Source organism: Phenylobacterium sp. (genome assembly GCF_030680185.1).
GTDB lineage: Bacteria > Pseudomonadota > Alphaproteobacteria > Caulobacterales > Caulobacteraceae > Phenylobacterium.
Map to the genome: position 1 here is coordinate 52,761 of NZ_JAUXVZ010000012.1, position 16,478 is coordinate 69,238.

General features: G+C 68.9%; 19 protein-coding genes. 10 read left to right on the forward strand and 9 right to left on the reverse strand.

Going from position 1 to position 16,478, the window contains the following annotated elements:
- Nucleotides 1–4: 4 nt before the first annotated feature.
- Nucleotides 5–811, reverse strand: a complete 807-nt coding sequence (gene xth, locus Q8L83_RS02600; protein ID WP_305284587.1) for an exodeoxyribonuclease III — start codon at nucleotides 809–811, stop codon at nucleotides 5–7.
- A 304-nt stretch (nucleotides 812–1,115) separates the two neighbouring features.
- Nucleotides 1,116–1,772 (reverse strand): outer-membrane lipoprotein carrier protein LolA, encoded by a 657-nt coding sequence (locus Q8L83_RS02605; RefSeq protein ID WP_305284588.1) that lies wholly within the window; start codon nucleotides 1,770–1,772, stop codon nucleotides 1,116–1,118.
- A gap of 244 nt (nucleotides 1,773–2,016) precedes the next feature.
- Between Q8L83_RS02605 and Q8L83_RS02610 the strand changes: the two genes are divergently transcribed.
- A complete protein-coding gene (locus Q8L83_RS02610) occupies nucleotides 2,017–3,090 on the forward strand; it encodes a PLP-dependent cysteine synthase family protein (protein WP_305284589.1) in 1,074 nt (357 codons plus the stop codon).
- Here the strand turns inward: Q8L83_RS02610 and Q8L83_RS02615 are convergent.
- Both Q8L83_RS02615 and Q8L83_RS02620 read right to left on the reverse strand, forming a co-directional pair.
- Nucleotides 3,087–4,433 carry an amidohydrolase family protein gene (locus Q8L83_RS02615; RefSeq protein WP_305284590.1) on the reverse strand — a complete coding sequence of 449 codons (1,347 nt, stop codon included), beginning with the start codon at nucleotides 4,431–4,433 and terminating at the stop codon, nucleotides 3,087–3,089. The genes Q8L83_RS02610 and Q8L83_RS02615 overlap by 4 nt on opposite strands.
- Before the next feature lie 94 nt (nucleotides 4,434–4,527).
- A complete protein-coding gene (locus Q8L83_RS02620; protein ID WP_305284591.1) occupies nucleotides 4,528–5,178 on the reverse strand; it encodes a DUF6655 family protein in 651 nt (216 codons plus the stop codon).
- 208 nt (nucleotides 5,179–5,386) lie between these two features.
- Between Q8L83_RS02620 and Q8L83_RS02625 the strand changes: the two genes are divergently transcribed.
- A complete protein-coding gene (locus Q8L83_RS02625; RefSeq protein WP_305284592.1) occupies nucleotides 5,387–5,860 on the forward strand; it encodes a hypothetical protein in 474 nt (157 codons plus the stop codon).
- On the opposite strand, the gene Q8L83_RS02630 is transcribed toward Q8L83_RS02625, so the two are convergent.
- Entirely contained in the window at nucleotides 5,853–6,623 is a 771-nt protein-coding gene (locus Q8L83_RS02630) for a TylF/MycF/NovP-related O-methyltransferase (RefSeq protein WP_305284593.1), read from the reverse strand. The two genes, Q8L83_RS02625 and Q8L83_RS02630, sit on opposite strands and share 8 nt — an antisense overlap.
- A 79-nt stretch (nucleotides 6,624–6,702) precedes the next feature.
- On the reverse strand, nucleotides 6,703–7,032 hold the full coding sequence (locus Q8L83_RS02635; RefSeq protein ID WP_305284594.1) for a hypothetical protein: 330 nt from the start codon (nucleotides 7,030–7,032) through the stop codon (nucleotides 6,703–6,705).
- 344 nt (nucleotides 7,033–7,376) lie between these two features.
- Here Q8L83_RS02635 and Q8L83_RS02640 point away from each other — a divergent pair, with 344 nt between their 5' ends.
- From Q8L83_RS02640 to Q8L83_RS02650, 3 genes are all read left to right on the forward strand, one after another.
- Nucleotides 7,377–7,505 carry a hypothetical protein gene (locus Q8L83_RS02640; RefSeq protein WP_305284595.1) on the forward strand — a complete coding sequence of 43 codons (129 nt, stop codon included), beginning with the start codon at nucleotides 7,377–7,379 and terminating at the stop codon, nucleotides 7,503–7,505.
- A gap of 17 nt (nucleotides 7,506–7,522) precedes the next feature.
- Entirely contained in the window at nucleotides 7,523–8,380 is an 858-nt protein-coding gene (locus tag Q8L83_RS02645; RefSeq protein WP_305284596.1) for a transglutaminase family protein, read from the forward strand.
- Nucleotides 8,381–8,450: 70 nt separating this feature from the next.
- Complete coding sequence (locus Q8L83_RS02650; RefSeq protein ID WP_305284597.1) at nucleotides 8,451–8,741, forward strand: hypothetical protein; 291 nt, start codon at nucleotides 8,451–8,453, stop codon at nucleotides 8,739–8,741.
- Here Q8L83_RS02650 and Q8L83_RS02655 read toward each other — a convergent pair.
- Together Q8L83_RS02655 and Q8L83_RS02660 are read right to left on the reverse strand one after the other, a co-directional pair.
- A complete protein-coding gene (locus Q8L83_RS02655; RefSeq protein ID WP_305284598.1) occupies nucleotides 8,722–9,831 on the reverse strand; it encodes a serine hydrolase in 1,110 nt (369 codons plus the stop codon). The genes Q8L83_RS02650 and Q8L83_RS02655 overlap by 20 nt on opposite strands.
- Before the next feature lie 213 nt (nucleotides 9,832–10,044).
- Nucleotides 10,045–10,428: a DUF805 domain-containing protein gene (locus tag Q8L83_RS02660; RefSeq protein WP_305284599.1), complete on the reverse strand. Its 384-nt coding sequence runs from the start codon at nucleotides 10,426–10,428 to the stop codon at nucleotides 10,045–10,047.
- A gap of 180 nt (nucleotides 10,429–10,608) precedes the next feature.
- On the opposite strand from Q8L83_RS02660, the gene Q8L83_RS02665 reads away from it, so the two are divergent.
- Nucleotides 10,609–11,172: a DUF1003 domain-containing protein gene (locus Q8L83_RS02665; protein WP_305284600.1), complete on the forward strand. Its 564-nt coding sequence runs from the start codon at nucleotides 10,609–10,611 to the stop codon at nucleotides 11,170–11,172.
- A gap of 31 nt (nucleotides 11,173–11,203) precedes the next feature.
- On the opposite strand, the gene Q8L83_RS02670 is transcribed toward Q8L83_RS02665, so the two are convergent.
- Entirely contained in the window at nucleotides 11,204–13,027 is a 1,824-nt protein-coding gene (locus Q8L83_RS02670) for a PAS domain-containing sensor histidine kinase (RefSeq protein ID WP_305284601.1), read from the reverse strand.
- A gap of 244 nt (nucleotides 13,028–13,271) precedes the next feature.
- Here Q8L83_RS02670 and Q8L83_RS02675 point away from each other — a divergent pair, with 244 nt between their 5' ends.
- The 4 genes from Q8L83_RS02675 to Q8L83_RS02690 are packed head-to-tail and all read left to right on the forward strand — an operon-like array spanning nucleotide 13,272 to nucleotide 16,463.
- Nucleotides 13,272–13,577, forward strand: coding sequence for an STAS domain-containing protein (locus Q8L83_RS02675; RefSeq protein WP_305284602.1), 306 nt, complete (start codon nucleotides 13,272–13,274; stop codon nucleotides 13,575–13,577).
- A complete protein-coding gene (locus Q8L83_RS02680) occupies nucleotides 13,574–13,942 on the forward strand; it encodes a response regulator (protein ID WP_305284603.1) in 369 nt (122 codons plus the stop codon). The genes Q8L83_RS02675 and Q8L83_RS02680 overlap by 4 nt, the downstream gene beginning before the upstream one ends.
- A complete protein-coding gene (locus tag Q8L83_RS02685; RefSeq protein WP_305284604.1) occupies nucleotides 13,939–15,936 on the forward strand; it encodes a chemotaxis protein CheA in 1,998 nt (665 codons plus the stop codon). Before Q8L83_RS02680 ends, Q8L83_RS02685 begins: the two co-directional genes overlap by 4 nt.
- Nucleotides 15,933–16,463: a chemotaxis protein CheW gene (locus Q8L83_RS02690; protein ID WP_305284605.1), complete on the forward strand. Its 531-nt coding sequence runs from the start codon at nucleotides 15,933–15,935 to the stop codon at nucleotides 16,461–16,463. Before Q8L83_RS02685 ends, Q8L83_RS02690 begins: the two co-directional genes overlap by 4 nt.
- The last annotated feature ends 15 nt before the right edge of the window (nucleotides 16,464–16,478 follow it).

Genomic DNA, 16,478 nt, shown 5'->3' on the forward strand with positions numbered 1-16,478 from the left:
CGTTCTAGAGCGCCAGGTCGGCGGTGACCGGGGCGTGGTCGCTGGGGCGTTCCCATTCGCGGACGTCGTCGTGGACGCGGGATGACGCGGCGCCAGTGCGGAAGGCCGCTTCGCGCAGGCCGGGCGAGACCCAGATGTGGTCCAGGCGCAGGCCGCGGTTGGACTTGCGGAAGTCCGCCGAGCGATAGCTCCACCAGGAAAACAGCTTCTCCGGTTCCGGCGTCGCGGCCCGGGGCAGGTCGATGAAGCCCAGGGACTTCTGCAGGGCGTCCATGGCCGCCACCTCGACCGGGGTGTGGCTGACGATGCGCGACATCTGCCGGTGGCTCCAGACGTCGAACTCGCCGGGCGCCACGTTCAGGTCGCCGACAATGGCCAGGGGCGCCTGGGGATCGCGGCGGCCCATCTCGGCGGTCAGGCTCTCGAAGAAGTCGAGCTTGTGGTCGAACTTGGGGTTCAGGGCGCGGTCGGGGACGTCGCCGCCGGCCGGCACATAGAAGTTCTGGATCTCGACGCCCGCCACCTTGGCCGAGACGCAGCGGGCATGGCCTTCGCGGCAGACGTTGAGGATCGGGGCGTCCTCGATCGGCAGGCGCGAGGCGATGGCCACCCCGTGCCAGCCCTTCTGGCCGGCGATCTTCACATGCGGCAGACCCATGGCGGCGAAGGCCTCGCGGGGAAACTCGGCCTCCTGGCACTTGATCTCCTGCAGGCACAGGACATCGGGCGCCTGCTCGTCGACGAAGCGGGCGACCTGCTCGGCGCGCAGGCGGACGGAGTTGATATTCCAGGAGGCGATACGGAGGCGCATGGCGGTGGTTTAGGCCACAGAGCGCGTTCCGATAAGTGGGAACCGGTTATCGGATCAGAACGCGCTCAGGTCGGAATTGGAGCCTGATCACATCAGGCTCTGGGACGATAAGAAAACGCCCGGGGACTGGAGAACCCCGGGCGCCAAGTCATTCGTCTCTCATGCCGCCGCCGGGAGGGGATAGGTTCCGGCACGGCGCTGATATCGGGCCAGCGGCCCTGCCTCAGCGATGCGTGTCATATTTGCCACGAGGCCGATAAAAGTCAAGCGAGAATCAGGATGATTCTTGCGTGTTGTGAGATTGTCACATTCGTCCCTGGCCGGGACGCAGGTTCCGCGGGTCCTTGAGGACGAACAGGCTGTCATCCAGGCTGGCCACCTTGTCGAGGCGGGTCAGGCGCACCCGGGTGGCCTGGCCCTGGGCGTCGCTGATCGTCCAGCTCACCAGCTTCATCGGGGAATCGGAGAAGGTCAGCGTAATCTGGCCCTCGGCCTCCTTCTTGCCGTCGCGGGCGGTGATGGAGAAGCCGTCGGCCAGGCGGGAGACCCGGGTCACCTGCACGCCGCGATCCAGGCGGATCTGCCGGGCCAGGAACAGCGACAGGGGCGTGGCGCCCAGGGGATAGGACTCGAAGGTCTTGAGCTTGGAATTGGCCACCGAGACCAGGTTGCCGTCCGACACCACCAGCAGGCCCGAGGGCGCGGCATAGGCGAAGCGGGCCTTGCCCGGACGCTTCAGAAAGATTTCGCCCTGGGTGGTGACGCCCCGGGGGTCGGTCTGCACGAAGGTCCCCTTGGCCTGGCTCAGACCTTCCAGATAGGCCACGGCGCGGTCCACCAGCGCCTGATCGGCCGACGACAGGGCCGCGGCGGCGGGGCTGGCCGACAGCAGGCCGACGAAGGGCGCAGCGGCCAGGCCGAAGGCCAGAGTCCGGCGGGACAGGGCGGGCGTGCGGATCATGAAATCGGCTCCTTGGTCGGGGCGGGCAGCCTGACAGGCGCCCGCGGCGTCAATAGGGCGGCGCGCCACCTTTCCGGGATGGCCTAACGGCCACGCTTTGGCTTCGTTCCCCGTGGCGAATGCGCCTTCAGGCCGCAAGTTCTAGCCGAGCGTCGATGAATGGGTCATGTCCAGAGCATTCAGCGCCGCAGCGGGTAACCCCATGACCTCGCCATCCTCCGCCCAGCCTCAGGACACTCCGCCCATGACGACCCTGTGCCGCGACCGCGCCTGGATTGACCAAGCGGTGAAGACCATCGAGGCCGATTTCAACCGTTCGGCCGACACCCACCTGCTGCGCGCGCCCCTGGCCGGGGACGTCCATCTCTATTTCAAGGACGAGTCCACGCACCCGACGGGCAGCCTCAAGCATCGCCTGGCCCGCTCGCTGTTCCTCTACGCCCTTTGCAATGGCTGGATCGGGCCGCGGACGCCGATCATCGAGGCCTCCAGCGGCTCGACGGCGGTGTCGGAGGCCTATTTCGCCCGGCTGCTGGGTTTGCGGTTCATCGCGGTGATGCCCCGGTCCACCTCGGCCGAGAAGGTGGCGCAGATCGCATTCCACGGGGGCGAGACCCACTTTGTCGAGGCGGCGCCCGACGTCTATGCGCAGAGCGCCCGTCTCGCCGCCGAGCTGGGCGGCCATTACATGGACCAGTTCACCTATGCCGAGCGGGCCACCGACTGGCGGGGCAACAACAATATCGCCGAGTCGATCTTCAGCCAGATGGCCCAGGAGCCTCATCCTGAGCCCGCCTGGATCGTCGCCGGCGCCGGCACCGGCGGCACCACGGCGACGCTGGGCCGCTTCATCCGCTACAACCGCGCCCAGACCTGCCTGTGCCTGGCCGATCCGGAGGCCTCGGTCTTTCACCGCCATGTGGCCGATCGGAGGGTGAGCGCCAGCGCCGACCGCGGCTCGATCATCGAGGGCATCGGCCGGGCCCGCTGCGAGCCGTCCTTCAATCCCGAGCTGATCGACCGGGCCATCGCCGTGCCCGACGCCGCCAGCATCGCCGGCGCCCGGGTGGCCAGCCGCCGCCTGGGCCGTTCCTGCGGCGGCTCGACGGGCACCAACCTCTGGGCCAGCGCCCAGGTCATCGAGGCCATGGCCGCCAAGGGCCAGGCCGGCTCGGTCGTGACCTTGCTCTGCGATTCCGGCGAGCGTTACGCCAGCACGCTGTCGAATTCCGACTGGCTGGCCGCCGCCGGCATCGACACCGCCCCTTACGAAGCGGCGCTGGAGGCCTTCTTCGACACCGGCCGTTTCAGGATCTAGTCGGCCGGCCAGGGCTGGCGGGCGCCGTCCAGCTTGTGGACCACGCCCCGGCGCATCACGAAGGTGACCCGCTCCAGCTCGGTGACGTCGGCGAGCGGGCTTGCCGACACAGCCACGATATCGGCCGACTTGCCCACCTCCAGCGTGCCCAGGCTGGCTGAGAGGCCCAGCAGGTCGGCGGCGTCCACCGTGGCGCTGCGGATCGCCCGGTCGGGCGTCATGCCGGCGTCGACCATCATCTTGAACTCGGTGGCGTTGTCCCCGTGGGCCGAGACGCCGGTGTCGGTGCCAAAGGCGATCTTCACCCCGGGCGCCGCATACTGCGCGATGTGCCCTTCGAAGGCGATGCGGGCGGCCTCCTCGGCCTTGGCCAGCACCGCAGGCGGGCGCTCGCCGGCCCGCGCCTGGGCGACGGCGGCTTCGGGGGCGATCATGGTCGGCACCAGATAGGCGCCGGTCTGGCGGAACAGGGCGAGTGTCTCGGCGTCGGTGAAGGTGGCGTGCTCGATGGAGTCGACGCCGGCGCGCAGGGCCGCCTCGATGCCGTCCTTGCCGTGGGCGTGGGCGGTGACCTTGCGGCCAAAAGCGTGGGCGGTGTCGACGATGGCCTTCATCTCGTCGTCGAACATCTGCCGGCCCAGCCCGCCGGCCACATTGGAGAGCACCCCGCCGGTGGCTGCGAACTTGATCACCTGGGCGCCCTGCGACACCTGGATCCGAACCGCCCGACGGCAATCCTCGGGGCCGTCGCAGGTGTTGACCGCGTGGTCTCGGACGAGTTCCGCATAGGGTTCGGCCAGACCGTTGGCGCCGTCGCCATGGCCACCGCTGATGGAGATCATGCGGCCGGCGTTGACGATGGTCGGACCCTCGATCAGCCCCTTCTCGATCCCGTCGCGCAGGGCGGTGATGGCGGTGGGCTCCGAGCCCAGGTCGCGCACGGTGGTGAAGCCGGCGTCCAGGGTGCGCCGGGCGTTGTCCAGCCCGACCACGAACCGGGTCTCGGCTCCCCGCGTCATGGCCTCGAGCCGGGCGGCGGTCTTGTCGTCGTCGGAGAAGATGTGGACGTGGGAATCGATCAGGCCGGGCAGGACGAACTGGTCCGACAGGTCGATCAGCCGCGCGCCGGCCGGGGCGGGCAGCAGGCCGTCGGCCACCTGCACGATACGGCCATCCTGCACCACCAGGGTGGAGGCGCCCCGCGGCGCCTGGCCCGGCCGGTCGAGGAGGGCGCCGGCATGGATATAGGTCTGGCTCGGCGGCGGGCCCGCGGGCGCCTGGGCCTGGACGGGCTGGGCGACGAGGGCGCCGGCGAGGACGGCGGCGGCGATGTGGCGCAACATGAGCTTGGAACTTTCCCCTCCAAAGGCCCGGTCAGGCCCCAAGGGGGTCAGTCTAGCGGCCGTCCTCGGCTCGTCCAGGCGTCAAAGGGGCAGGCTACCAGGGTTTCCACCAGGGTTCGGCGTCCAGGGTCGGGTCGCCGGGCTTCACCTCCTGCTTGCCCCAGGTCATGACCATCAGGAACTTGTGGCTGCGCATCTGGGTCTCGCCGGAGATGCGATGGGCTACGGGCACGGCCGCGCCGGTGCGGGCGTCGTAGGCGAAGATCGAAAACTCGGCGACGCCGGACCGTTCGGCCTGGCTGTAGAGGGAGAGTTCGGGGACCGTGAAGGTGGAATAGTTGTTGCCCGTGGGCAGGGTCAGGGCCGGCACCCCCAGAACCCGGCTCATCTGGTCGATGGACAGGGCGCCCATGCGGACCTCGACGATGACGTCGGCCTCGGTCCGGTTGGGCGACAGGCGAAGGCCGCTGTTCAGAATCCGCTGGCGCAGGGCGCTGGCGGCATAGGGCGCCCACTCGCCGGTGAAGTTCACCGTGTCGAGGAAGACCAGGCTGCCGTCAGGCGCCTCGATCCGGAAGTCCGACGCCGCCCGCTCTGCGGCGTGCGCCACCAGCAGCTGCTCGGTGGCCGTCCGGCCAGGGCGTGTCTGCACCGCCGTGGCGCAGGCCGAGACGCCCCCCAGGACGAGGGTCATGGACAGGATGAGGGCGGCGCGCACGCCCCTGCGGTGACTGAACAATCTCATCATACGACTCGTGGCCGGCCGCCCCCGGCTCTCCGAGGGGTTAAGCCTGATCCGCCGTCGGCCGCAACCTGAGCCCTGCGCATTCTGGGAGTTTCAGCGCGCGCGCCTGTGGGCGCCTGCTGGGCGGGCGTGGGCGCCTGCGGGGATCGCCCCCCTTGCCGGCCCCGCCTCTGGCGGCCAAGCTGGGATCGCCTCAGGGGGGAAAACCATGCCGTTTGTGCCGTCGGACTTCGAGATTCCCCGCAGGCTGGAGCATGCCGAGTTCCGGCTGCGGCCCCTGACCATCCATGACGTCGTCAAGGACTATGCGGCGGTGATGACCAGTCTCGACCGCCTGGCCGGGGTGTTTGGTCCCGGCAATGACTGGCCCCGCGCCGACATGACGCTGGAGGAGGATCTGGTCGATCTCGGCTGGCATCAGGGCGAGTTCGAGCGGCGGACCTCGTTCGCCTTCACCATGATGTCGCCGGACGAGAGCCAGTGCCTGGGCTGCGCCTACATCTATCCCGCCAGCCGGCCCGGCTATGACGCCAAGGCCTATTGCTGGGTCCGGGCTTCGGCGGCGCATCTGGACGCGCCCCTCTATGAGGCTTTCAGGGCCTGGCTGGCCAGCGACTGGCCCTTCGAGCGGACGGCCTTTCCTGGGCGCGACGTCTCCTGGGCCGACTGGGGCGCTACTTGATCACCATGCCCTGGCCGGTGGGCAGCTCCAGGATGTGATAGCCCCGCTCGGCCATCCAGGCGACCTCGGCCACCTGCTGGGCGCGATAGGCGACCCAGCCGAAGTCATCGAGGATCAGCACCCCGCCGGGCGAGATGCGGTCGAACAGCACCTCCAGGGCGCCGATCTCGGCCTCGGCGTTGTTCAGGTCCAGGTGCATGAAGGCGATCTTTTCCGGCGCGGCCTGGGCCAGGCTGTCGGGCACCCGGCCCTTCGTGATCGTCACATTGGACATGTCGGAGAACCGCTCGCGCACCTGATCGACCAGGGTCGCGCTGTGCTCCAGCATCGAGTGGTGGGGCATCGACTCGTCGTGTTCGAACAGGTCGTAGAGATAGTAGTGGCGGGGCAGGTCGGCGAAGCCCACCACCTCGGAAATGATCCGGGCCGACACGCCCTTGTAGCAACCGCACTCGACGAAATCCCCCTCGGCCCGCAAGGCCGTCCGTGCGGCCCAGGCCAGGGTCGCCAGGCGCCAGATGGCGCCCCGTTCTGGCGGTGTGGCGGCGTGGCGCTGAAAGGCGGCCATCAGCACCTTGTCGTCCAGGAAGCCCAGGGACTTGCCCAGGGTGATCAGGTTGTCCCCGGCGAAGACGCCGCGGGGAATGTTCATGTTATCGACCAGCTGGTCGAGGGCGCCGACCACCGCCGCATGGTCCTTCAGCCCGTAGAAGGCGTGCGTTATGACCGCGCTGGGAGGCAGGATGTCTTTGATGCTGGTCACGGGTGTTTGGCCTCCTGACAGTGCGCCGCCCTGATCTAGCACGGCCCAGCCAGGACGCCAGTCCGCCGGGCCGGCCCCGTCAGGTCAGCCAGCGGCGGGGCCGCCGCTCGCCCAGGTCACGGCGCTCGCCCGGCGCCAGGCCGAGCGCCCGCATCCGAACCGGCGGCAGCGGCGCCAGGGCCTCCACCGGCTCCTGTCCGCCGGCCGGGCTGGCGGCGACACGCAGGCCCAGACTGATGGCCATGTCGACGGCGACCCACTCGGCCTGGGCCCGGTCGGCGCGGCCGATGGCGAAGTAGCGGCGGGCCTGTTCGGCCTCGCGGCCGGGCTCCAGCAGCACGGCCACGACCCAGCCGGCGGGCGCCCGGGATTCGGCGGCTGCGCGGGGATCTGGGGGCGGCGGGGTCATGGCTCCTTTCGGATCACGAATGGCGCGCCAAGCCAAGACCTCGCGGCGCCCCTGGCTATTTCGCCCCCGAGGCCCCATCTAGGGATATGCGTCATCGGGCGTGTGCCGTGTCTCAAGCGGTCGAACCCCTCCGATGCGGCGCGATCCTGGTTATCCCATGTCTCCCCTTCTGATTGTCTCGGCGGTCTGTGTCCTGACCGCGATCCTCGCCCCCGTGGCGTTTTCCCTGCTGGGCCTGCGGCCGCGCTGAGCCGCGCGGCTTGTGCGCTCTTCGGCTCGCGTGAACCTCTGCTGAGCCTGACCATTTCCTGATGTCGGCGGCGCCGCCGCCCCGGAGACCTCCCATGGCCAAGGGCCAGAAAAAGTCCAACAAAGAAGTCCGCAAGCCCAAGCAGGCGCCGGCCGCCAAGCCCGAGGCCGCCGCCCGCTCCTTCCTGGACGCCGCCGGCGCCATGCCGGGCAAGAAGCGCTGATCGGCGCTGCGGCCAGGGTGACGGCTTCGACCTTCGAGATCGTCCACCGGACCGCCTATCGGTTTGCGCGGCCCGTGGTCTTGCATCCGCACCGGCTGATGCTGCGGCCCCGGGACAGCCACGAGCTGAGCGTGCTCGACTTTCAGCTTTCCTGTTCGCCGGCCGCCGACATCACCTGGAGCCAGGATGTGTTCGGCAATCTCTGCGCGGTGGCGAGCTTTCGCCAGACCGCCGAGGCCCTGGTCATCGAGAGCCGCCTGAAGGTGGCCTCCCGCGCCCAGGCCTGGCCGATCTTTCCGATCACGCCCGCCGCCCAGGCCTATCCCTTCGCCTATGACGACGACGAGGCCGCAGATCTGGGCCGCTTGCGCCTGCCCAATCCCGATCCGGACGCGGCGCGCTGGGCCCACGGCTTCGTCGCCGGTCCCGGGACCGACACCCTGTCTCTGCTCAAGGATCTCAACGCCGGCGTGCTCGGCGCGGCGGTCTATCGGGTGCGGGACGAGGAGGGGGTGCAGAGCGCCGGCGAGACCCTGCGCCTGGCCAGCGGCTCCTGCCGCGACCTGGCGGCCCTGTTCATCGAAGCCGCCCGCCAGCTGGGCCTCGGCGCCCGGGCGGTCAGCGGCTACCTGTTCGACCCCGATCAGGCCGATCGTCAGGCCGACACCACCCATGCCTGGGCCGAGGTCTATCTGCCCGGCGCCGGCTGGATCACCTTCGACCCGACCCATAATCGCACCGGCGCCGCAGGGCTGATCCCCTTGGCGGTCGGGCGGGCCAATGCGCAGATCATGCCGGTGGTCGGCAGTTTCGCCGGCTCTGCGGCCGACGCCCTGGGCATGGATGTGTCGGTTCGGATCACGCCGGTCGGCTAACGCCTTGATTGCGCCGCGCGCCTTTGGCAGCGTGCACGCCACAGAACGCCTCTGACCCCAAGGACCCCCCATGACCCGCCATAGCCTCCGCGCCGTGCTGGCCGCCACCCTGGCGGTCGCCAGCCTCAGCGCCGCCCCCGCCCTGGCCAACCCCGCCGCCGACAAGTGCGCCGCCGGCCTCTCCCCGGAGGGCAAGCTGATGCACAAGACCGTGGCCCCGCACGTGAAGGCCGATTCCGACATCGAGCAGCTGATGCGCAAGCATCTGCGCGGCCTGGTCATGGGCGGCAAGCTCAAGCTGAAGACCGCCGAGGCCAATGGCCAGGCGGTCGGTCGCTGCCTCAGCCTCCTGAAGGGCTAGGCGGCCTCCGCTCGCCGGCGATCGCGGCGGGGATGATCCCTGCGTCCAGCAGGGCGTGGAGCTGGCTCACATGGCTCTCCTCCCGCGGTCGCGGGGAGGGATCGGAGATCATCACGACGGTGAGGTCGAGGCTGGGGACTACGAACAGCATCTGGCCCCCATAGCCCCAGGCGAAATGCACGGGGTGGCCGGCCGCCTGCTTGGTGAACCAGCCATAGCCATAGTCGTGGCCGCTCCAGGGGGAGCGGGTGCGCGGCGTCCAGCTCGCCTCGATCCATTCGGCCGAGACGATGCGCCGCCCGTCGATCTCGCCGCCGAGCCGGTAAAGCTCGCCGAACCTGAGCAGGTCGCGGGGCGACATCATCATGTCGTTTCCGCCGAAATAGATCCCCTGCGGGTCCCGCAGCCAGGGCGGGATGGCCACGCCCAGGGGCTGCGCCAGCCAATCGCGGGCCAGGGTGTGGGTGCTGGCGCCGGCGGCCCGGGTGAGGGCCGCCGACATCAGGTGCGAGGTTCCGGTTGAATAGATCATCCGGCCCCCCGGATCGTCGTCGAAGGGTCGGGCGAGCGCATGGCGCACCCAGTTGGGACTGGTCACCCAGGCCCCGTAATACTGGCCCGAGGTGCGGCCCAGGCCCGCCTGCATCGACAGCAGGTGGCCGACCTCGATCTCCTGCAGCCGCGGGTCGCCGCCCGAGGGCAGGTTGGCCGCCAGAAGGGGGGCGATCTTCTGGTCGGGTCCAGTCAGCACGCCGCGGTCGATGGCGATGCCCACCAGGGCCGACAGCACGGTCTTGGAGGCCGACTTGATGTTGACCGGCTGGTCGAGACCGGCGCCCCGCAGACGATGCTCGGCCAGCACCTCTCCGTCCCGGGCGACGATCACCGCGTGCAGGTTGGGCAGGGCGCGGGCCTGCTCGACCACTCTGGCCATGGCGACGGGATCGAGGCCCTGGCTCTGGACGGCGGCGGGCGCGGGGGCGTCGGTTGTCTGAGCCTGGGCGCGATCGGGCGCCGGCGCCGGCGAGCAGGCGCCCAGCAGCCCAAGGGCTAGGGCGCCGGCGATCTGGCGGGACGGCGTGAATCTCATCGGGAAGAGATAGGCGCCCCGGCGCCCAGGTCCAGCTTGGCCTTGGGCGCCGACCTTGGTCGCGGCGCGAAGCGCGAGAGAAAGGGGGGGACACAAAGACCACGAAGATAGCCACGGACACGAAGGGGTTGGCGGCCTCAGCCTTCGTGTCCTTCGCGCCCCCCTTTGTGTCCTTCGTGTCCCGTCCTTTCAGAGCGCCTGTGGCGCGTTCGTTCAGCTAGCCGAGGGCGGCTCCGGCGGCATGGGCGCAGGGCCAGCCGCGTCGAACTTCTCGCCAGCCGGATTGCTGGGCTGCACATAGAAGAAGATCAGCACCAGCATGCCGATCAGGGGGATCAGCACGATCAGGAGCCACCAGCCGGAGCGCCCCGTATCGTGCAGCCGCCGCACGGCCATGGCGAGGTGCGGCAGGAAGGTCCCCAGGACCAGCAGAAGGCCAAAGGGTTCGATGCCGCCCGCCCCGAGAGCTTCGTCCAGGATGCCGGCCACGACGGCCGCGAGGAACACCGCCAGGGTCCACCACCAGAAGGTGGCGCGCCCGGTGCGGCCCTCGAAGTTCACATAGTTGGCCAGACCGTATTTGACCGCTTCGATCATGTTCGCCCCTCCACTGAGCCGCGCGTCCGACAGGGCCGACCCGCGCGACGTACAGGCTTCACCTTACGCCCAGAGTGGGCCCGAGTTCGACCCCTACGTCCTTGGTCAGGATCAAACCCCTGGCGCCCAGGGCGCGGGACCCGCGATGATGCCGGCCACACTCATCTGGAGATCATTGCCATGAGCGAGCAAGGCGGCCGTCTGGGCGAGGCGGCGAAACGGTGGCTGGACAAGCCGGCCAGCGCCCTGGACGAGGCCGAGCGGCGGGTTCTGGCGACCACCATGGACCGCAGCCCGGTGACGCGGGACGCCAATGAAAGCTTCGAGGGCGGCCAGACCTTCGCCCAGCGGCTGGCCGATCAGGTGGCGGCCGGGGTCGGGTCGTGGGTCTTCATCATCGGCTTCTGCCTGGCCCTGGGCGTCTGGGCCCTGCTGAACCTCGCCCTGGGGCGCGGGGCGTTCGATCCCTATCCGTTCATCTTCCTCAACCTGCTGCTCTCGATGCTGGCGGCGATCCAGGCGCCCTTCATCATGATGAGCCAGAACCGGCAGGCGGCGAAGGACCGGCTGACCGCCGCCCACGACTACGAGGTCAACCTCAAGGCCGAGATCGAGATCATGGCCCTGCACGACAAGCTCGATCAGATGCGCGTGGGGCAGATCGAGACCCTCCTGGCCGCCCAGCAGGAACAGCTCGACCTGATACGGAAGCTGCTGGCCTCGAACGCCAGGCCGCAGGACTGAGGCCTGGTCCCGGGCAGGCGGTCGGGCGCCCTCAGGGGGCCAGCACGCCTTCGATGGCGCGGAACAGGATGTCGGCGGTGAATGGCTTGCCGATGTGCCGATCGGCGCCGGCCGCCCGGCTCGCGCTCACATAGGGCTCGTGAACATTGGCCGTGAGCATGATGATCGGCGTCCGCCCGGTGGCCCGCTCGGCCTCGACGGCCCGGATGCGCGAGACCGCCGTGACGCCGTCCATCACCGGCATCTGGATGTCCATGAGCACCACGTCGAAGCTGCCGGCTTCGACCGCTTCGACCGCGGCCTTTCCGTCATTGACGCTGACGACCTCGGCCACCCCCGCCAGCATCAGCTCGAGCACCCGGCGGTTGGTGGGGTGGTCGTCGGCGACCAGGACGCGGAGCAGGCGCTCGCCCTGGCCGGGCTCCGCCTCGGCGACGTCGGTCCGCGTCGGCGCGGCGGGCAAGGGCAGGTCCGCCCAGAAGACCGAGCCGCCGGCGGGGCGCGGCGCGGCGTCGAGTTCGCCGCCCATGAGCTCCACCAGGCGCCGGGCTATGGTCAGGCCCAGGCCCAGCCCGCCGAAGCGGCGCGTCAGCCCGGACTCCTGCTGTCCGAAACCGCTGAACAGACGCGCCTTCTGGGCGGGATCGAAGCCGATCCCCGTATCGACGAAGCCAAAGCGCACCTGGTCGTCGGGCCGGCGCGAGACCGACACGGTGACGCCGCCGGCGTCGGTGAACTTGACGGCGTTGTCGATCAGGGGGGCGAAGGCCTGGCGCAGGCGGCCCACATCGCCGAGCAGCTGTGGCTCGAGGGCAGGATCGATCTCGACCTGAAGGTCGATCCCCCGGGCCTGGATCTGCGGGCCGAAATCCTGGGCGAGGCCACGGATCAGGGCCGCAACCTCGAACGGCTCCGACCGCAGCGGAATGGCGGCCGCGTCGATCTGCGAGGCGGCGAGCAGTTCCTCGAAGCGCTGCTCCAGGGCGCGGGCCGAGGCGCTGATCATGTCCAGGAGTTCGTCCTGGCTCGAATCACCCCGCTGGGCGGCCAGCAGACCGACGCTGGCCATCAAGCCGTTCAACGGGGTGCGGAGTTCGTGGCTGAGATTGGTCAGCAGCGCCGACTTGGTGCGGCTGGCGTGTTCAGTCTCCTCAAGCGCCTGGCGCAGGGCTTCGGCGTCGAGATTCTGCTGGGTGACGTCGTTCGTTAGGCTGATGATGTGACGGGCGCCTTCGTCGTCATAGGTCGCCACGCGACGTTCCGCCAGGAAGCGCACCCCCTCGGCGGTCTCCACGCGATGGGTGGCGGCGGTTCGGCCGCCGGCCGCCTCGTCCGCGGTGAGGTATGCCGGTAGAGCCTCCTCAGGACGCAGTCCTACCAGGCCGTCGGGCCGGTCAAACAGGTCCTCCGCGGCGCGATTGCCGAGCACGATACGGCCGGTGCGCACGTCCTTCACCGTCAGGGCCAGGGGCAGGACGTCGATGACGGTGTTGAGGAAGGCCGAGGACTCAACCTGGGCGGTCACGTCCTCGGCGACGGCCAGGAGACGCAGGACCTCGCCTCGCTCGCCCCTTACCGGGGTTACGGTTGCGTTCAGATAGCGCCCCGAGGAGCCCGCCTCGGGAAGACGGATGCGGAACTGGAACGCCTCGCCCCGGCGGGCCGCGACCAGGGCGCGGTCGACCGCGATGTGCAGGTCCTCTGGCCATACGTCCCGCCAGGGCCGCCCGGTCTGGTCCCCATCGAAAAGGCCCCGCGCAGGTCGGTTGAGGATCAAGGTCCGACCGTCGATATCGAGGAGCCATACGAAGTAAAGCCAGGCCTCTACCAGTTTAGAGAAGGGAATATCGCTCAACTTCGCCTCGCTCTGCGCCGAACCAAAGACCACAGCCGCATTCAATACCAACGGTATCCGAACTGCATTTGCTTCAACAACAAAACTCGCCCGGCGATTGAGTAAGGCACATTGTCGCATAAGCATTTATTTCCGATAGACCGCCGTATCGTTACCTTCCTGTTAGGCACTTTCAGAAGATCGTCGTCTCGGGGCCGAACTCGGTTGTGTTTATCGCCGTGTTCAAACGGGGCATTGAAGATAGATGATTGAGCAACTGGTGCTCGAAGGCGTTGTCGTGAAGAACGTAGCGGCTTTGCGCGAAACAATACTTTCAGCATTTCAAAGAGGCGATGAGCTCCGCCTTGATATCGTGGACGGAACGCCTGTCGATCTCTGCGGCGTTCAGCTGATCGAATCGGCAAGACGCTTTGCTGAAATCAGCGGGAAGACGCTTCTTCTGGAGCGCCCCGCCACGGGCTTCCGACAAGTCCTCAGCGACGGCGGGTTCATCACTGACGCCTCCGCAGAAGACCTTCGCTTCTGGTTTCATCAGGAAAACATGCCGTGACAGCTTCAATCCTGACGGTCGACGACTCGCCCAGCATTCGCGTCGCAATCAAGATCGCCTTGAGCAACGCCGGCTACACCGTAACCGAGGCCGCAAACGGCGCCGAAGGCATTGAAAAGGCCCAGGCGGCCACCTTCGACATGATCATCACCGATCTCAACATGCCGGTGATGGACGGCCTGACCATGATCGAAGAGATGCGCAAGCTGCCCGATCTCATGGGCGTCCCCATCGTCTTCCTGACCACCGAGTCCGACGCCAGCATGAAGGAACGGGCCAAGGCCGCCGGCGCCACGGGGTGGCTGACCAAGCCCTTCGACCCGGAAACCCTCGTCAGAATCGCCAAGAAGGTGCTTGGAAGATGAGCCAGCAAGACGCCATCGCCGTCTTCCAGGTCGAAGCGCGCGAAACCCTGGAGATCATCGAGCAGGGCCTGCTCGACCTGATGGCGTCGCCCGGCGACCGCGCCCTGGTCGACGCCGTGTTCCGCGGCCTTCACACCCTGAAGGGGTCAGGGGCCATGTTCGGCTTCGACGCCCTGGCGGCCTTCACGCACCACTGCGAAACGGCGTTCGACCGGGTCCGCAAGGGCGAGGTCGCCGCCACGCGGGACCTGGTTTCGGCCGTGCTTGCGGCCCGCGACCACATGCGCCGGCTAATGGAAGAGCCCAACGGCGATCACGGGCCGGCCGGCGATATCCTGCTGGCCGATCTCGAACGGGCGGTCAGCGCGGCCGACGGCGTGGCCGGTCCCGCCGATGAGGCCCCCGCCATGACCGCCTGGCGCATCACCTTCGATCTGCCGGAAAACGCCTTCCGCAATGGCTCCAACCCGCTGGCCCTGCTGGCCGAGCTGCGGGAGCTCGGCGAGGCTCATGTGGTGGCCGACGCCAGCCGGATCCCGCCGCTGGACATTCTTGAGCCCACCAACTGCCATCTCCGCTGGACGGTGGCGCTGACTACCGACCAGCCGCGGCAGGCGATCGAGGACGTCTTCATCTTCGTGATGGACGACATGAGCCTCGAGATCGAGGCGATCGAGGGCCACGCCGCAGCCGAAGCCCCCGCCATCGAGGATCCGATCGTCGAGGACCCGCATCCGCAGACGCCGGCCGCCCCGGCGCTGGGGATCGCCCCGCCGGCCGTGGCCGTGGCGGAGAGCACAGAAGGCGTGCGCACGCGCTCGGTGGAAAGCGTCCGCGTGCCGGCCGACCGGCTGGACGAGCTGATGGACCGCGTGGGCGAGCTGGTCATCGCCCAGTCGCGCCTGAGCCAGATCGCCAACAGCGGGGCCGATCCGATCCTGCGGGCGGTGTCCGAGGAGATCGAGCGCCTCTCCGGCGAGCTGCGCGACACCATGATGGTGCTGCGCATGGTGCCGGTGTCCACCCTCTTTGGCCGCTTCCGCCGCCTGGTGCACGATCTGGCGCGGGATACGGGCAAGCTCATCGAGCTGACGATGGACGGTGAAGCCACCGAGATCGACAAGACGGTGATCGAGCGCCTGGCCGATCCCCTGGTCCATCTGGTGCGCAACGCCGCCGACCATGGTCTGGAAGACCCGGCCGCGCGCCTTGCGGCCGGCAAGCCCGAGGTCGGCCGCATCCGTCTGTCGGCCCATCAGGCCGGGGGCGAGGTGGTCATCACCATCCGCGACGACGGCCGCGGCATCGACCGCGACCGGGTCCGCGCCCGGGCCGAGGCCCAGGGGCTTCTCGAGCCCGGCGCCGTCATCAGCGACCACGACCTGATGCTGATGATCTTCCAGCCGGGATTCTCGACGGCCGCCCAGGTGACCAACCTGTCGGGCCGCGGCGTCGGCATGGACGTGGTCAAGCGCACCATCGAAGAGCTGCGCGGCTCCATCGACATCTCCAGCCGGCCGGGGGAGGGATCGGAGGTTTCGCTCCGCATTCCGCTCACCCTGGCGATCATCGACGGGCTTCTGGTCCGGGTCGGCCAGGGCCGTTACGTCATCCCACTGGCGGCGGTCGAGGAATGCCTCGAGCTGTCCCTCGACGAGGACATGCGCTCCCGCGGCCGCAGCTTCATCTCGCTTCGCAACAGTCTGGTCCCGTACCTGCGGCTGCGCGAGGCCTTCCAGACCGGCACCCAGCCCGAGCTGCACCAGAAGGTCGTGGTGGTGGCCAACGGGGCCGAACGGGTCGGCCTGGTGGTCGATCAGATCATCGGCGACCACCAGACGGTCATCAAGTCGATGTCCCGGCTGCACGCCAGCCTCGCGACCTTCTCGGGCGCGACCATCCTCGGCGACGGCAGCGTCGCCCTCATCCTGGACGTGGGGCACCTAGTCGCCGCCGGCCAGCAGCAGGAGGCGCAGATGCGAGCCGCCGTATGAACGAGGTTCAGACCCAGCCCGCGACCAACGACGCCTGGGGCGGCGCCGACGAGGTGGAGGTCCTGACCTTCGCCCTCGACGGCGAGGTCTTCGCCCTGGAGGCGGTCCTGGTCCAGGAGATCATGGACCTGACCACCGAGACGGCGGTGCCCGGCGCCCCGGCCTTCGTCGGCAGCGTCATCAACTTCCGCGGCAAGGTCATTCCGCTGGCGGACCTCCGGGCCGCCTTCGGCCTGGCCGCCGCCGAGGCGACCATCGACAGCCGCATCGTCGTCATCGAGACGACGGTGGGCGGCGAGGCGGTGCTGGTCGGCCTTCGCACCGACAAGGTGCATGAGGTTACGGCCCTGATCCGCGCCGACCGCGAGGCGCCGCCCAGCGTCGGCATGCGCTGGCGGCCCGAGTTCATCCGCTGCCTGGTCAAGCGGGGAGGCGAGTTCATCGTCGTGCCCGACCTCCAGGCGATCTTTTCTCACCAACACGATGGACGGAGCGCGACCGGCGCGCCGTCTTCAACCCATCACTAGCCTGCAGTCGGGGGA

Excerpts from the sequence above, each read along its gene's own strand:
- Q8L83_RS02665 (WP_305284600.1), top strand. The coding sequence starts at position 10,609 with ATGAGCGAGCAAGGCGGCCGTCTGGGCGAGGCGGCGAAACGGTGGCTG.
- Q8L83_RS02605 (WP_305284588.1), bottom strand. The coding sequence starts at position 1,772 with ATGATCCGCACGCCCGCCCTGTCCCGCCGGACTCTGGCCTTCGGCCTG.
- xth (WP_305284587.1), bottom strand. The coding sequence starts at position 811 with ATGCGCCTCCGTATCGCCTCCTGGAATATCAACTCCGTCCGCCTGCGC.
- Q8L83_RS02635 (WP_305284594.1), bottom strand. The coding sequence starts at position 7,032 with ATGACCCCGCCGCCCCCAGATCCCCGCGCAGCCGCCGAATCCCGGGCG.
- Q8L83_RS02655 (WP_305284598.1), bottom strand. The coding sequence starts at position 9,831 with ATGAGATTCACGCCGTCCCGCCAGATCGCCGGCGCCCTAGCCCTTGGG.
- Q8L83_RS02615 (WP_305284590.1), bottom strand. The coding sequence starts at position 4,433 with ATGTTGCGCCACATCGCCGCCGCCGTCCTCGCCGGCGCCCTCGTCGCC.
- Q8L83_RS02685 (WP_305284604.1), top strand. The coding sequence starts at position 13,939 with ATGAGCCAGCAAGACGCCATCGCCGTCTTCCAGGTCGAAGCGCGCGAA.
- Q8L83_RS02650 (WP_305284597.1), top strand. The coding sequence starts at position 8,451 with ATGACCCGCCATAGCCTCCGCGCCGTGCTGGCCGCCACCCTGGCGGTC.
- Q8L83_RS02620 (WP_305284591.1), bottom strand. The coding sequence starts at position 5,178 with ATGAGATTGTTCAGTCACCGCAGGGGCGTGCGCGCCGCCCTCATCCTG.
- Q8L83_RS02690 (WP_305284605.1), top strand. The coding sequence starts at position 15,933 with ATGAACGAGGTTCAGACCCAGCCCGCGACCAACGACGCCTGGGGCGGC.
- Q8L83_RS02675 (WP_305284602.1), top strand. The coding sequence starts at position 13,272 with ATGATTGAGCAACTGGTGCTCGAAGGCGTTGTCGTGAAGAACGTAGCG.
- Q8L83_RS02625 (WP_305284592.1), top strand. The coding sequence starts at position 5,387 with ATGCCGTTTGTGCCGTCGGACTTCGAGATTCCCCGCAGGCTGGAGCAT.
- Q8L83_RS02660 (WP_305284599.1), bottom strand. The coding sequence starts at position 10,428 with ATGATCGAAGCGGTCAAATACGGTCTGGCCAACTATGTGAACTTCGAG.
- Q8L83_RS02640 (WP_305284595.1), top strand. The coding sequence starts at position 7,377 with ATGGCCAAGGGCCAGAAAAAGTCCAACAAAGAAGTCCGCAAGCCCAAG.
- Q8L83_RS02610 (WP_305284589.1), top strand. The coding sequence starts at position 2,017 with ATGACGACCCTGTGCCGCGACCGCGCCTGGATTGACCAAGCGGTGAAG.